The organism is Niveibacterium microcysteis (genome assembly GCF_017161445.1).
GTDB classification, from domain to species: domain Bacteria; phylum Pseudomonadota; class Gammaproteobacteria; order Burkholderiales; family Rhodocyclaceae; genus Niveibacterium; species Niveibacterium microcysteis.
Genome location: NZ_CP071060.1, coordinates 3,910,765 through 3,925,941, shown reverse-complemented (window position 1 = coordinate 3,925,941; position 15,177 = coordinate 3,910,765). Strand labels below are relative to the sequence as shown.

Genomic DNA, 15,177 nt, shown 5'->3' with positions numbered 1-15,177 from the left:
TTATTTACCAACTACATGGAAGATGATGTCGTCAACGACGCCTTTGTCTTGCAGTGTAGAGAGAACCGGACCTTCTGTACCTTTCCAAATTCCGCCGCCGCCCTGTGCGGCCTTTTCTGCGGATTGAACGACGTTAACGGTTCCGGATGTGCCTTCCGCGTACTTCCTAGATAGGCCGCTCCAGAAGTCGTGGCCGTTTGGTGGTGGGCTTCCTTCCCACCCCGGAAATGCAGTGCCTAGCTCATCCCAACCGTCAACCACTTTACCGCCAGTAGTGCTTTCGAGCGTGACGCCACCGATTTCCTCAGCGAATGATTTTGCGGCTGGTAAGTCTCCAGACCAGAAAACGGCCTTGTCCTTTGCGGAAGAAACGTCAAGTCTGTCAATAAGCGCCTGTGGTTTGTCCTTTGCCGCGATCGCCGGATTATCTAGCACGCGCTCCTTAAGGTACTGCCGCGCCTCTTCGATTTTGCCGGCTCGTGAGAGCGCGCTAACGTGTTCGCGCTCCGCCTGCACTAGGGGGTCAATGGTTTCTTGTCTCTTCGTATTTTTTCCCTCTTCGGCAGTCTTGACGCTGTCCGGTTTGTCCTTCAGAGGAGGCTTGTCGTTCGGTGGGACGGGCGTTTTCTTCGGTGTCTTGCCGGATCCAGATGGTGATACTGGCTTAGGGGGATTGCTTGCTGGAGCGGCCGGCTTTGGGGCTGCGGGAGTTTGCTCCAATTTTCGAACGCTCTGCCCGATGGCATCAGCCACCTCTTGTTTTGGGGGCAGCGCGGCGGCCGTACGTTCAACCTTTACGCCCGACGAGGCGGTATGGATTTCTCTTGGAGCTGTTTGCGCCAGCACTTTAGCTAGCCGGGCATCGAGCTCAACCAGCGCCTTCGGAATTTGCTTGAGAGCATCTTGCTGAACGGCGTAGAACTTCCTCTCCCAATCTGCGAGTTTCGCAATCGCCTGTTTTACCGACTCGAAGTAGCGAAGGCTCTCCAGGTGTAGCCGAAGGGATCTGACCAGTTCGATCAACTTTCCGGTGATTTTGCCGAGTGCGTCGAGCAAGGGTTTTTCGTACTTTGCGAACTTCACCGCACGCAGGAATTTGAGAATGTCACCTTTGATGAACTTCTGAAGGAACCGCACGAGATCGACAAGCTTTTGTGCCTGCTTGACTAGCATGAGCATGACGGCGCGAAGCGCTGCGCCAAGCTCGGAGCCCGCAATGCCTCCGACAACAGCGCCTACTCCGGCTGCCACCGCCCCGCCTGCGGCCATTGCTAGGGGGAGGGCAATCGTGATGAGGCAAGCGCAAAGCAACACCCACTCCATCAGTTCTTCACGCTTCTCCGGGTGTTGGGCCAAGCGTAGCGTTACGGCAATTGCGTCCCGTGCACTGGTGACAATCACCACGCCAGGAACGAAGCTGACCAGCATGTCCGCGACCACCGCCGAAAGCGGGCGGTTGTCGGCGAATTCGCCGATCAGTACGGACTTCAGCCAATCCATCCCGCCGACGACACTTTGCCAGGCGTCGTCGACGATTTCTGCCGCCTTCTGAGCGCTGTCGCTCATGCTTTCTCTCCGGAATTTGGCGCTGAAGCGGCTGTCCATCTCAGCAGTTCGTGGAGATCGTCATCAACAGCCGAGCTAACGAGCGACTTTGCATCGCGGGTTTCGCGCAGGTATTCGATCTTGGCAGTCGTGCCAACCGGAACTCCATCGATTCGGGCAAAGCCCTGTTCGTCGAGTACACCGGTCCTTACTTCGCCGTTACTAAGGAGTGCCTTGAATTTGCGTCCAACGATGCCTTCGCCCCATTCGGTGATATGGCGGAATTCGAGGGTGCTTGCCGGCATATCAATCGCGGGCATGTGAGGTAGGTCTGCTACGACGTGTCCGCCGGCCGCAAAGCTCTTCTGACTCGCATGCACCGTGAGCGTGCCCGGACACTGCACCGTGATGTTGCCGCCTTCGATGGTGATGGCTGCGCCGCCTGCCGTGGCGAGGTGAATCTTCTTGGCGGCGGCGAAGTCGGCTGAGGCGTTGGCGGAGAGGATCTTCAGGTCGTCCTTGGCTGCGATCTGCAGGATGTCGCTGTGGGCTTCGAGGCGCAGCGGGCCGGCGCCTGCGATCATCGACAGTCCCATGCCGCCGTCTCCAGCCTTCTCGGCACCAGCGAGGATGCCGAGCGTCTGGCCGGTGTGCAGCCGCGTGTTGCCTTGCGTGACCCATTCCTGATTCGCACCGGTGGCGAAGAGCGCCGTTTCGTTGGCGGCGAGCGTGATGCTGTCGGCGGCGGTGAGGGCGATGCCAGCTTTGGCGGAGACGGCGAGCAGTGCTGCCGCGCTGTGCGGCACGCCTTGTTTCTTGATCGGCAGCGCGGCATCCATGTAGGCGGCACCGAGGTCTTCGGCTGCTACGCAACCGGAGAGCGCTTCGGTGAGTGCGGCTGCGAGGGGTTTTTGCGGTGTCAGCGCGCAGGCGTTGGCTTTGGTGCCGCCCACATGGCTCGCGTAGGGCACGGTCTGGTGCGTCTTCGCAGCACCATTCATCGCTTCGGCGAGCTTTTGTGCCTGACGCGCGAGCGCAACCCCGGCGGCGTTGTCGCCCGCGACATCCCCGCTGCGCTGCGCGTAGCTGGAGAGCAGGACGCCGCGCCCGCCGTTGATTGCGCCGAACGCGTCGGTGCGCAGCTCGAAACCCTTGCCGCGGAAGCTGCCGCGGTAGTTGTCGCTGGTGTGGATCAGGTGACCCAGTGCGAGGCTCGTTGCCTGCTGCGTAGTGCTGACTTGGGTGCGCAGTTGGTTGTCGGAGTCGTCGAACACCAGCTCGCTCCAGCCGCCACCCCCCCAGGCACGACTGCGGATGCCGGAGAACGCACCCGCGTTGCGGTGGTTCGCGTCCCCCGCCCCTGCGGCATGCCACAGCGGCGCATGACCGCCGGTGAGGTTGCCTTGTGCGCTCGCGGCGCGATCGTTGGCCAACGTGAAGACATCGGGATCGGGCGCACTGGCACGGCCGCCGGGGGAGGGTGCGACCCCATTCTCGCCGCGGCCGTTGAAGGCTGCACCGACGCACACTGGCCGATCGATGTCGCCGTTCATGAAGCTGATCAGAACTTCCTGACCGATGCGCGGGATAAAGCGGGTGCCGGCATTCGATCCGGCATGGCGGGTCACCACGCGTACCCAGCAGGATGCGGGGTCATCCGGCTGCTGCCACAGAAAGCGCACCCGGATGCGGCCCAGCGAATCGGTATGTACTTCCTGTGTACCGGAGGCGACCTCTTCGCCATTGGCGCCGACGACCACGGCGTGCTGGAGGCCGGATGCGGTGGGGCGCGGGTTCAGGCGGGCACCGGTGTCGTCCGTGAGTTGGGGGCGCCACGGGATCAGCGCACGCTGTGCGCTGAAGTGACAAGCGAAACCGTGTTCTTCGCTCGCGGCGAGCAGGGCGGGCGAGAGCGCGATGGCGGCATCGTTGGTGTTGCGCAAGCGGCCGGCCGCTTCCGACAGCCCCACCGGCAGGTTGTTCTTGCCGGCGGCCTCAACCGAGCAGACGAGGAAGCGGCGCTCCTGGCTGCCACCCGCTGCCGAAGGCAACAAGGTCGCAAGATCGTCGATGAGGCTGGTCTTCAGGTCGAACCACGTACCTGGGCGCAGCGTGCGCACCGTTGCGTGGCCCAGCCAAGTTTCCTGGCGCGCCTCGATGGCCTCTCGAGCGAGTCGGGCATAGCGTTCAGCCAGGCTGGAGTTGGCGAACGCATAGGCGCCGGCGAAGTCGTAGTCCTCCAGCGCGGGGGCGTTTGGCCCGCCGACGGGGCGCGCGGCTGGCAGCGATGCGCTGATGCTGGTGTCCGCCTTGTAATCGGTCGACAGCAGTGTGGTGACTGACGCGGTGAAGCGCCGCTGTGCGCCGAAGGCGAGGATGCTGTCCTGCTCTTCGGGGGCGGCTGCGCGATGAAAGCGCAGGCCCGCGCCACCCGCGGCCGATGCTGCGCAGCGATCCTGCGGCAGCGCCGCGGCGTCAGCGAAGATCAGCCACTCATGCAAGGCCTGTTGCGATACGGAGTCGGCCGGTGCGCCATCTTCGGCTAGCTCGCGAAAACAGAAGCCAAGCCCTTCCTCGGCAAGCAGGCGGGAGAGAAAGGCATAGTCGGTTTCCCGGTACTGCACGCACAGCGAACGTGGCGGCAACTCGGCCAGGAATGCGGTGACTTCGTCAGCCAGGCGCCATTGCGCCAGGTTGGCGTACGGCGCCAGGACGCTTTCGATAATTGCGGTGAGCGGCTGCTCAAGGAAAACGCGGCTGTTGGCGGTGTCGTTGGCAAACCATAGCCATGGCACTAGTGTGAGGCGATAGCGCGCAAGGCCACCATCCGCTGCCAGCAGCACAGCGTTGCTGACATAGCCGCTCCGCTGGATGCGGCTGCCATCGGCCAGCGTGATGCGCAGCGCTGCCTGTTTGCCATAGATCGCGCCGGTGTCGACGCTGGCATCGGTGCTCAGCAGGTCGATCTGCCAGGTCGGGAGGTCTGATAGCGCTTCGTGTGCGCGGAAACGCTCCACCAGCCAGGGCGTTTCGTCACCTTCGAGGCTAAAACCGAACAGGCGTGACTCGGAGGAGAACAGCGAGGCGGGGAGCATTGCGGACAGCAGGGACGCGACCGACATGGCGTTGCGGACTCAAACGGGGATGCCGGATGATGACATTGGCAAATCTACATGTCATGGCGGCGTGAGCGGCGGCGTGATCTTCTTGGCAGGCGCGTGTGGCGCTGCATCGGGTGCGGCGCTGGCGAAACGAGGTCGATCCCGCGGGGGCGATGAGGGCGGCTGGTCCGGAATGAAAAAGGCCCCGCATGACGGGGCCTTTTTGGTACAAGCGCGAGCGCCGATCAGTTAACGCGGTAGATCAGGCGCAGCCAGCCGATCGTGCCCTCGGGGCGGTTGCGTGCGCCGAATTCTTGCAGCACCTTGAACTCAAGGCCGAGCGAAGAATCTTCGGTCTGCCAGCCCACCTGCGGGCCCAGTGCGAACACGCGCGCCTTGTTGCCGTTGTCGGCCACTGCGCCGGCAATGTCCGACTTGTCCTTGGTGGTCTGCACGATCATGTAGCCCGCTGCGCCGATGCGCAGGCCATCGCGGATCTGGTACATCGCGGCGCCGTCCGAGTGCAGGTACTGGCCGGAGGTGTACTTGGTGTCGTCGTTCTTGGTGTTGAACGAGTAGGTGGTGCGCGCACCGAACTCCCAGCCGTTCTCGGTCACGTAAGCCAGCGTCAGTGCGGGGCGGAAAGTCCAGAAGTTGCCGGCGCCCGGGTTCACGGCGCGATCCTTGTCGTAGCTGCCCGTCGGCGCGACAAAGGCCGGTGCGAAAAGGATGCGGTAGGTGTCGGTTTGCCAATCGACGAAGGGAGCGATCTCCGTGTCGCCAATGCCGGACTCTTCGCCGGTGTTGGCGGCGGCGAGCTTCGCGATCTGCGCATCAACCAAGGCACCGATCGGGGCAGGCAGCGGCGTCGTGCGGTTGAGGTTGGTGGTCAGCGATGTCTTGATCAGCGGCACCGTGGCAGATACGCCAACGCGGCCGTCCCACAGCTGGTAGTCCGAGATCCAGCTTGCACGCAGCGCGAGCACGTCTGCACGAACCTGGCTGTCCTGTTCCGCGCTTACTTTGCCGATGCCCGGAATACTTGCGCTCTGGACCGGTGTGTTGCCTTCGTCGTCCTTGAACTCGCCGGCGTAGTAGTGCTGATAGTTCGCCTGCACATAGAAACCGGGCATCGCCGGCGAAGTCAGATCCTGCCCGGGCATGCCCAGCAGGGCGCGCAGCTGGCCGCGTTCGGTTGCGATCGCCGGGGCGCTCGCGGTGATCGTCAGCAACATTGCCGCGATCAGATGGTGACTGGAACGTGGTTTCATCATTTTCCTTTTGCCTAGTATTTTTTGGCGGCGTCTTCTGCGAGAATCCGCCCTCTCGCGCGTCCGGGTTGGCTCTTTTCCATACCCATTCGTATGGATTCAATCCCAACAACGGCGCGGATTGTTACACAAGACAGCACACAAAATTAGACGGGGGTGCCCATGCGGTTGCGTATTGAAGGAAAAATGTTGTGTCGGGGCATCGCTCTGGCGTTTTTGATGTTTGTCGGCCAGGCCTTCGCGGCGGTGGATGTGGACGGCGTCAGCTTTGAAGATGGCGATACCGTGGCCGGCCAGAAGCTGGTGCTCAACGGCGCTTCGTCGTCGCAGATTCTCTCTTCCAAGGCGACGGTGGTGGGCCTGTACATGGCGCAGAAGGCGAACACGCCGGAAGCGGCTTTTGCGGTGAAGGGCGCGAAGCGGATTCGCCTGGTCGCGCTGAAGGAAATCTCGGCGAAGGATCTCGCGACGGTGCTGCTGGACCGGATCAAGCAGAACGCGACGCGCGACGAGGTCGAGAACAACATCCTGCAACTGGCGGCGATGGGGGCAGCCTTCAACAGCCGCCCGAAGCTTGTGAAGGGTGACGTGGTGACGCTGGACTGGAATCCGGGCCCCAAGACCACCGAGATCCGCATCAATGGGGATCTGGCAACGCAGCCGATCCAGGGCGATGCGTTCTATCCGGTGGTGATGAAGGTCTGGATCGGTCCGAAGGTGCGCACCAATCTGCGCAACAACCTGCTCGGCGTGCCGAACTGATCGACGCCACGTTGCAATGAAAACGCCCCGCCGCTTGCGCGCCGGGGCGTTTTGTTTGGTGTCGCGGCTTCTCAGGACACCGCAAGCATGCGATCGAGCGCCAGCTTGGCGAGCTTGGCTTCGTGGTCTGGCACGCTGATGCGGTTGACGATGTTGCCGTCAGCCAGGTTTTCAAGGGTCCAGGCCAGGTGCTGCGGGTCGATGCGCTGCATCGTCGAACACATGCAGACCGTCGGCGACATGAATTCGACGATCTTGCCGTCGGCCTTCACTTCCTCGGCCAGGCGGCTGACGAGGTTCAGTTCGGTGCCCACCAGCCAGCGGGTGCCGGACGGTGCAGCCTTGATGGTCTTGATGATGTACTCGGTCGAGCCGACGTGCTCCGATTGGCGGCAGACTTCGAACGGGCTCTCCGGGTGCGAGATCACGATGCCGTCCGGGTACTTGTTGCGCCAGCGCAGGATGTGCGCCGGCTGGAACATCTGGTGCACCGAGCAGTGGCCCTTCCACAGCAGCATCTTCGCGTTGCGGATCTGCTCCGGTGTCAGGCCGCCGTATTCCTGATCCGGATCCCACACGACCATCTCTTCGAGCGGAATGCCCATCGTGTGGGCCGTCCAGCGGCCAAGGTGCTGATCCGGGAAGAAGAGGATCTTCGGGCGCTGCGCAAAGCTCCAGTCGAGAATCGTGCGTGCGTTCGACGAAGTGCAGACGATGCCGCCATGATCCCCGCAGAATGCCTTCAGGTCAGCCGCCGAGTTGATGTAGGTGACCGGCGTGATCTGCGCATCGGGCGATTCGCCCAGCACTTCGGTCAGCTCGCGCCAGCAGCGCTCCACTTTCGCCAGGTTGGCCATGTCGGCCATCGAACAGCCTGCGGCGAGGTCGGGGAGGATCGAGATCTGATGCGGGTTGGAGAGGATGTCCGCGACTTCGGCCATGAAGTGCACACCGCAGAACACGATGTAGTCCGCGTCAGACTGGCCGGCCAGGTGCGATAGGCGTAGCGAATCGCCGGTCAGGTCGGCGTGCTGATACACGTCGGCGCGCTGGTAGTGGTGCACCAGCAGCACGGCCTTCTTGCCGAGGCGCGCGCGCGCGGCGCGAATGCGCTCCTGGGCCTCTTCGTCGCGCAGGGTGTTGAAGCGGTCAAAGCTGATGGGGGCAACTTGCATGGTTGAGCTCAAGAAAGTGGCGCCGGAGCGGCGCGCAATACTGCAGACCTGAAATGTGGCGCGGCGTTCCCGCCTCAGCCTTGGATCCATGGCAAGCCGGCGTGACGCCAGCCGCCGATGTGGCCACGCTGACCGTTCGCATCGCGGTCGCCTTCGAAGCCTTCCAGAATGTTGTAGCAGGCGGTATAGCCCTGCTGTTGGGCGAGGATCGCCGCGTTGTGCGATCGCGCGCCACTGCGGCACAGGAACAGAACAAGGGCCTCGCGATCGACCTGGTGCATGAGCTGTGCCAGGAAGTGCGGATTGCGCTCGCCGCCTGGCCAGCTGTTCCACTCGATTTCCACCGCATTGGGCACTCGACCGACCCATTCCCATTCCGCACGGGTACGCACATCCACCAGCACTGCGCCGGGCGCGTTTTGCCAGACGGTGAAGGCTTCGGCGGGCGTAAGCGCGCCGGAATAGCTGAGGCCAAGCTTTTCACCGCGGTCGCGGGCGAGGCCGAGCAGGTCGCTAAGGTGTCCCATTCAGGAAGTGCCGGAGTAGAGGTGGGGCGAAAAAAACGCCGGGCGGCGAGTATGCGCGCGCGGGCGCGCACCCGCAAGGTTTCCGCGTGCGACGCAGGCCCGCGCCAACTTGGCGCAAATGCACCAAAGCGGTGCTGTCGATGGTGCGACTGCACTGATTTGGGGCGTCCGTGCGCCCGCGAGGCGAGCCTTGCTCTGTGGCACAATACCGCGCCTTTCAAATCGAGATTTGTCCGGTTCGGGCTCGCGGCGCAGCCTGTGTCGCAAGGGTCGGTCGGGCCGCTCTTTGGCACGCTACGTGCTTTTTGAATCCGGATCGCGGTATTTGGCACCGCAGAATGTCAGTTGGCTTCCATACCTTAGGAGTGAATATGTCCCCGCAAGACGTCTTGAAGATGGTCAAGGAGAACGAAGTCAAGTTCGTCGACTTCCGTTTCACCGACACCAAGGGCAAAGAGCAACACGTCGGCGTGCCGGTTTCGGCCTTCGACGAGGAGAAGTTCGAGCACGGCCACGCTTTCGATGGCTCCTCGATCGCCGGCTGGAAGGGTATCCAGGCCTCTGACATGCTGCTGATGCCGGATCCGGCGTCTGCCTTCATCGACCCCTTCATGGACGAGACCACGCTGGTCCTGTCTTGCGATGTGCTCGATCCGACCGACATGAAGCCGTACGATCGTTGCCCGCGCGGCATCGCCAAGCGCGCTGAAGCCTTCCTGAAGGCTTCGGGTCTGGGCGACACCGCCTTCTTCGGTCCGGAACCCGAGTTCTTCATCTTCGACAGCGTCGAGTGGAATGTCGACATGTCGGGCTGCTCGGTCAAGATCAACTCGGAAGAAGGTGCCTGGGCTTCGGGCGAGAAGTTCGAAGGCGGCAACACCGGCCACCGTCCGGGCGTCAAGGGTGGTTACTTCCCGGTTCCGCCGGTCGACAGCCACAACGACATCCGTGCCGCGATGGTGCTGGCGCTGGAGCAGATCGGCATCCCGGTCGAAGTGCATCACCACGAAGTGGCGACCGCCGGCCAGAACGAAATCGGCACCAAGTTCAGCACGCTGACCAAGCGCGCTGACTGGACGCAGATGCTCAAGTACGTGGTGCACAACGTTGCCCACCAGTACGGCAAGACCGCGACCTTCATGCCGAAGCCGATCGTTGGCGACAACGGTTCGGGCATGCACGTTCACCAGTCGATCTGGAAGGACGGCAAGAACCTGTTCGCGGGCAACGGCTACGCCGGCATGTCCGAGTTCGCGCTGTACTACATCGGCGGCATCATCAAGCACGCCCGTGCGCTGAACGCGATCACCAACCCGCTGACCAACTCGTACAAGCGCCTCGTGCCGCACTACGAAGCACCGGTCAAGCTGGCTTACTCGGCGAAGAACCGTTCGGCTTCGATCCGTATCCCGTTCGTCAACAGCGACAAGGCGCGTCGTATCGAGACCCGCTTCCCGGATCCGGGCGCGAACCCGTACCTGTGCTTCGCCGCGCTGATGATGGCCGGTCTGGATGGCGTGCAGAACAAGATCCACCCGGGCGATGCAGCCGACAAGAACCTGTACGATCTGCCGCCGGAAGAAGACGCGCTGATCCCGACCGTCTGCTCCTCGCTGGATCAGGCCCTGGAAGCGCTGGACAAGGATCGCGAGTTCCTGACCCGCGGTGGCGTGTTCTCGAACGACTTCATCGATGCTTACATCGCGCTGAAGATGGAAGACGTGACGAAGATCCGCATGACCACGCACCCGGTCGAATTCGACATGTACTACAGCCTCTGATCGATTCGTCGATCCGAAGCACAGAGAGGACGGGCTTGCCCGTCCTTTTTTTTGTCCGGCGCCAGCGTGAAAGTGCATCGAATCGTGTCGGCGCTTGGCAGCCGGCGCGTCGGCGCCTACACTCGACGACCCGTCCACCCGCGTGACGTCTGCATGTCCACGATTCGCTGTCTGGCCGCTGTTGCGGCGCTTCTCTCTTCGCTGCCGGCCCATGCCGACATCTTCAAGTGTGTCGATCCGGTGTCGGGCAAGATCACCTACACGAACACCAAGATTGGCGAGAAGGGCTGCACGCTGTTGTCGCGCGATCAGAACGTGTCGTCCGTGCCCGGTCCGTCGGCCAAAAAGCCTGCCGCATCGGCATCGCCGGCGGAGTTCCCGAAGGTTGATGCGTCAACGCAGCGCAGTCGCGATGGCGACCGACGCAAGATCCTCGAAACGGAACTGGCTACGGAAGAGCGGGCGCTCGAGTCCGCGAAGAAGGAACTTGCCGAGCAGGAAGGCGCGCGCAGCGGCGCCGAGAAGAACTTCGCCAAGGTTCAGGAGCGTCTGAAGCCATTCCAGGATCAGGTCGAGTTGCATGAACGCAATATCGAAGCGATCCGGGCGGAAATCGCCAAGCTGCGTTGATGTAGTCGGTCGCGCGCTCATTGCTTGCGCCGCGTGGTGCTTGGGCGTGACGCGACAATGTTGTTTCGCAGGCGCGCTTCGCTGCAAGCCTTCGCTTCGGCAACGAAGAAATCCGGTTGGCGCGCTTCTTGCTCGCATTGCTCCGCATGACTCGCGCAACCCTGTCTTCTGACCCCACGCCGCCGGCGCATACCGACGCCCGGATCGCTGGGCTCGATCTGCTCGCATCGGCTGTTGTGCTGGTCGATGATGGGCGTGTCGTTCGTTACATCAACCCTGCGGCGGAAAACCTGTTTGAGGTCAGCGCACGCCAGTCGGTCGGCCGCCCGCTCACCGCGCTGCTGGGCGAGCCCCCGGGGCTCGACGCTGCACTCGACAACGCGCTGGCCAACAACTGGAGCTACACCGGGCAGAACCTCGTGCTGGCGCGCGCCGGGCGCGACACCCTGCATGTGGATTGCACCGCGACGCCGGTCGACGTTTTCGGCGCGCGTCTGCTGATGGAATTCCGCCCGATCGATGCGCAACTGAAAGTCGCGCGCGAAGAGCGTTTGATCGAGCAGCAACAGGCAAACCGCGAACTCATTCGCAACCTCGCGCACGAGATCAAGAATCCGCTTGGCGGCATTCGCGGCTCGGCGCAATTGCTGGCACGCGAACTCAACGACGCGCAGCTCAAGGAATACACGGAAGTCATCATCGCCGAGGCGGATCGCCTGCAGGATCTGATGCAGCGCTTGCTCAACGCACATCGTGCGATGCAGCCTGGCCCGGTGAACATTCACGACGTACTTGAGCGCGTGCTGCGCCTTGTGCGTGCGGAGTTTCCGGGCGTCGTCGTGCGGCGCGACTATGACACCAGCCTGCCGGAGCTGACCGGCGATCGCGAACAGTTGATTCAGGTGGTCCTGAACATTGCGCGCAATGCGGCGCAGGCGATGCAGGGTGAGGGCGAAGTGGTGCTGCGCACCCGTGCGCTGCGCCAGGTCACGCTCGCGAAGAAGCGCCACAAGCTCGCGCTGGAACTGCGGGTGATCGATAGCGGCCCCGGCATTCCCGAATCGATCCGCGACCGGATCTTCTACCCCCTGGTGTCAGGCCGCGACAGCGGCAGCGGCCTCGGCCTTTCGATCGCGCAGAGCTTCGTTGAGCAGCACCAGGGCATGATCGACGTCGAGAGCCAGCCTGGCCGGACCTGTTTCACCATCGTGCTGCCGATTCGCAGCGAAGAGTGAGTGCTAAGGCGTGCGGGTCCGAGGCGGGTCCGCAGTCCTTACCCCTTACAGAAGTGCACACCATGAATCCGATCTGGATTGTTGACGACGACCGCTCCATCCGCTGGGTCCTCGAAAAGGCACTCACCCGCGAGAACATTCCCCATCGCAGCTTTGGCTCGGCCAGCGAAGCGCTCACCGAGCTTGACGCCGGCGCCGCGCCGCCGCAGGTGATGATGAGCGACATCCGCATGCCGGGGGAGTCGGGCCTCGTGTTGCTGGAGAAGGTCAAGGCGCGTTATCCGAGCCTGCCGGTGATCATCATGACCGCCTACTCGGACCTCGATAGCGCAGTGTCCGCCTTCCAGGGCGGCGCCTTCGAATACCTGCCGAAGCCCTTCGACGTCGATCAGGCTGTCGAGCTGGTGCGCCGTGCGATCGAAGAGAGCCGTCACCGCGGTCCGGCCGCCGAGGAAAGTACGACCGTGCCGGAAATCCTTGGCCAGGCGCCCGCGATGCAAGAGGTCTTCCGTGCCATCGGCCGCCTCTCGCAGTCGCATGCCACGGTGATGATCAACGGTGAGTCGGGGTCCGGTAAGGAGCTCGTTGCCCGCGCATTGCATCGTCATAGCCCGCGCAAGGATCAACCCTTCATCGCCATCAACACGGCAGCGATCCCGAAGGATCTGCTCGAATCCGAACTGTTCGGCCACGAGCGGGGTGCCTTTACCGGCGCCACTGCGCAACGTCGTGGTCGCTTCGAGCAAGCCGAAGGCGGCACGCTGTTCCTCGACGAAATTGGCGACATGCCGCCGGAGTTGCAGACACGGCTGCTGCGTGTGCTCTCTGACAACCATTTCTATCGGGTCGGCGGTCACCAGCCGATTCGCGCCAACGTCCGCGTGATTGCGGCGACTCACCAGAACCTTGAGCAGCGGGTTCGCGACGGCTTGTTCCGCGAGGACTTGTTCCACCGCCTCAACGTGATCCGCCTGCGCCTGCCGCCGCTGCGCGAACGCAAGGAAGACGTGCCCCTGCTGGCGCGCCACTTCCTGTCGCGCTCGGCGCATGAACTGGGGGTTGAGACCAAGCGGCTTTCGGAGCAGGCGCTCAAGTATCTGCAGACGCTGGAATTCGCCGGCAACGTGCGCCAGCTGGAGAACCTGTGCCACTGGCTCACGGTGATGGCCCCGGGCCAGACGGTGGACGTGGGCGACCTGCCGAGCGAGGTGCGCGAGCAACCCGCGCGTGTGGCCTCGGAGTCCTGGCTCGACGCTTTGTCGGTGGAGGCTGACCGCTTGCTTGCGACCAAGCCAGGCGAGGTGTTCGACATGCTTACGCGCGAGTTCGAACGCAACCTGATCCGCCGCGCGCTCAACGCCACCGGCGGGCGCCGCGTCGAGGCTGCCCAGTTGTTGGGCATCGGTCGCAACACGATCACACGCAAGATCCAGGAACTCGGCATGGACGCCGAGTAACAACACCGGCACCTCGCGCCGCGCAAGCCGTGGCGCGAAGTGCTGCAGTGTTGACGCAACACCGCCCCGCGCGGGCTGCTCTGGAACGGTGCAGCCGTTACACTGCGCGTTTTCCAAGCTGGATCACGCGCAGTGTCAGATCGCACCGATCAGGAGCTGGCCCGCCTCAAGGCGCAGCTCGGCCCCGTCGCCGCCCGTTTCGACGCCGATCTGCTCGAAACCTGCCCCTCCACAAGCAGCCTGCTTCTCGACCGCGCGGCAGCCGGTGCGCCCTCGGGCGCCGTGCTGTGGGCGCTCGAGCAGACCGCTGGTCGCGGTCGTCGTGGCCGCGCATGGGTAGCGCGACCCGAGGCCAGCCTCACTTTCTCCCTGCTGTGGCGATTTCAGCCTGGCACGCGCCTCTCCGGGCTCAGCCTTGCCGCCGGCCTGGCCGTTGCACAGGCCCTCGAAGGCCTTGGCGCGCGTGGTATTGCACTGAAGTGGCCGAACGATATCTGGCTCGACGGACGCAAGTTGGGGGGCATCCTGATTGAGCTGCACCAAAGCGGTGCGCGTACGGCGGCGGTGATCGGAATCGGCCTCAATCTGGCGCCACCGGCGCCCGGCGATGTGCTGGATCAGCCGGTCGCCGGGCTTTCCGAGTCGAGCGCCGTGTCGACCGATCCGGTGGTTGCGCTGGCTGCCGTGCTGGCGTCGCTGGCCACCACGCTCGACCTGTTCGAGCGCCAGGGGTTCGCGGTCCTGCGCGATGCCTGGCAGGCGCGCCATGCGTTGCAGGATCAGCCGGTGCGCTTGGTCGACGACAGCGGCGAGGCGGAAGGCCTGTGCCGCGGCGTTGATGCAGAGGGCGCCTTGATGCTGGAGCGCGATGGCCTGCTGGTGCGCGTGCTGGGCGGCGATGTGTCGCTGCGGAGGCGCGGCTGATGTACCTGCTGATCGATGCTGGCAATACCCGCGTCAAATGGGGTTTTCACGATGGCAGCCGTTGGCTGTGCCGTGAGGATGTTGCCCATGACGCACTGGCGACCTGCGATTTCATGCGTTTCGGTGTGCCCGAGCGGGTGCTGATCGCGCATGTGGCCTCCGATGCGATCCGTTCGCTGATCCTGGAACAGCTGGGCGATACCGCTGGGCGCGCCGAATGGCTGGCTGCGAGTCTGTCGCGCTGCGGTGTGACCAACCGTTATGCGGAGCCGACGCGGCTCGGGCCGGATCGCTGGGCAGCCGCAATCGGTGCCTGGCATCGGGTGCGCGGCGCGTGCGTGGTGGTGAGCGCCGGTACCGCGACGACGGTGGATGCGATCGACGCTGGCGGCAACTTCCTCGGTGGGCTGATCCTGCCGGGACATGGCTTGATGCTGCGCGCGCTGGCCGGTGGCACGGCGGCGCTGCCGCTCGCCGAGGGCGATTGCGTGGCGTTTCCGAAGAACACCCACGACGCGATCGAAACCGGTATCCGCTATGCGCAGTCGGGCGCGGTGGAGCGTTTTCGCCAGGAGATGCCGGCCCACACGCCGGTGGTGTTGTCCGGCGGATCTGCTGCAGCGCTGGCGCCGCTGATCGCGCCGCCGCGTATCGACTTCCCGAATCTGGTGCTCGAAGGCTTGCTCTGCGTGGCGCGCGACACGGCCTGAACGGCCGGGATCTGGTTCGCAAGCCCGCGGCGCAGTAGCATCCCCGCTCTACCCTCAGG

At 63.7% G+C, this 15,177-nt stretch carries 12 protein-coding genes; 7 read left to right on the top strand and 5 right to left on the bottom strand.

Annotation, left to right across the window (positions count from 1 at the left end; genetic code table 11):
* The 3 genes from JY500_RS17800 to JY500_RS17790 form a co-directional block, all read right to left on the bottom strand.
* Positions 1–1,566 carry a hypothetical protein gene (locus tag JY500_RS17800; RefSeq protein ID WP_206254015.1) on the bottom strand — a complete coding sequence of 522 codons (1,566 nt, stop codon included), beginning with the start codon at positions 1,564–1,566 and terminating at the stop codon, positions 1–3.
* Positions 1,563–4,667 carry a type VI secretion system Vgr family protein gene (locus JY500_RS17795; RefSeq protein ID WP_206254014.1) on the bottom strand — a complete coding sequence of 1,035 codons (3,105 nt, stop codon included), beginning with the start codon at positions 4,665–4,667 and terminating at the stop codon, positions 1,563–1,565. The genes JY500_RS17800 and JY500_RS17795 overlap by 4 nt, the downstream gene beginning before the upstream one ends.
* Before the next feature lie 224 nt (positions 4,668–4,891).
* Positions 4,892–5,917 carry a SphA family protein gene (locus JY500_RS17790; protein WP_172203203.1) on the bottom strand — a complete coding sequence of 342 codons (1,026 nt, stop codon included), beginning with the start codon at positions 5,915–5,917 and terminating at the stop codon, positions 4,892–4,894.
* A 219-nt stretch (positions 5,918–6,136) separates the two neighbouring features.
* On the opposite strand from JY500_RS17790, the gene JY500_RS17785 reads away from it, so the two are divergent.
* Positions 6,137–6,679, top strand: a complete 543-nt coding sequence (locus JY500_RS17785; protein WP_172203202.1) for a chalcone isomerase family protein — start codon at positions 6,137–6,139, stop codon at positions 6,677–6,679.
* 71 nt (positions 6,680–6,750) lie between these two features.
* Here JY500_RS17785 and nadA read toward each other — a convergent pair whose 3' ends face one another.
* Together nadA and JY500_RS17775 are read right to left on the bottom strand one after the other, a co-directional pair.
* Positions 6,751–7,854: a quinolinate synthase NadA gene (gene nadA / locus JY500_RS17780; RefSeq protein WP_206254013.1), complete on the bottom strand. Its 1,104-nt coding sequence runs from the start codon at positions 7,852–7,854 to the stop codon at positions 6,751–6,753.
* 74 nt (positions 7,855–7,928) lie between these two features.
* Positions 7,929–8,381 carry a rhodanese-like domain-containing protein gene (locus JY500_RS17775; protein WP_172203200.1) on the bottom strand — a complete coding sequence of 151 codons (453 nt, stop codon included), beginning with the start codon at positions 8,379–8,381 and terminating at the stop codon, positions 7,929–7,931.
* Positions 8,382–8,752: 371 nt separating this feature from the next.
* Here JY500_RS17775 and glnA point away from each other — a divergent pair, with 371 nt between their 5' ends.
* From glnA to JY500_RS17745, 6 genes are all read left to right on the top strand, one after another.
* On the top strand, positions 8,753–10,162 hold the full coding sequence (gene glnA, locus JY500_RS17770) for a type I glutamate--ammonia ligase (RefSeq protein WP_172203199.1): 1,410 nt from the start codon (positions 8,753–8,755) through the stop codon (positions 10,160–10,162).
* Positions 10,163–10,315: 153 nt separating this feature from the next.
* Positions 10,316–10,792: a DUF4124 domain-containing protein gene (locus tag JY500_RS17765; protein WP_206254012.1), complete on the top strand. Its 477-nt coding sequence runs from the start codon at positions 10,316–10,318 to the stop codon at positions 10,790–10,792.
* Between the two features lie 146 nt (positions 10,793–10,938).
* Entirely contained in the window at positions 10,939–12,027 is a 1,089-nt protein-coding gene (glnL, locus tag JY500_RS17760) for a nitrogen regulation protein NR(II) (RefSeq protein ID WP_206254011.1), read from the top strand.
* 62 nt (positions 12,028–12,089) lie between these two features.
* Positions 12,090–13,484: a nitrogen regulation protein NR(I) gene (ntrC, locus tag JY500_RS17755; protein ID WP_172203196.1), complete on the top strand. Its 1,395-nt coding sequence runs from the start codon at positions 12,090–12,092 to the stop codon at positions 13,482–13,484.
* Between the two features lie 132 nt (positions 13,485–13,616).
* Positions 13,617–14,408 carry a biotin--[acetyl-CoA-carboxylase] ligase gene (locus JY500_RS17750; RefSeq protein ID WP_206254010.1) on the top strand — a complete coding sequence of 264 codons (792 nt, stop codon included), beginning with the start codon at positions 13,617–13,619 and terminating at the stop codon, positions 14,406–14,408.
* Positions 14,408–15,118 (top strand): type III pantothenate kinase, encoded by a 711-nt coding sequence (locus tag JY500_RS17745; RefSeq protein WP_172203194.1) that lies wholly within the window; start codon positions 14,408–14,410, stop codon positions 15,116–15,118. Before JY500_RS17750 ends, JY500_RS17745 begins: the two co-directional genes overlap by 1 nt.
* Positions 15,119–15,177: the final 59 nt, after the last annotated feature.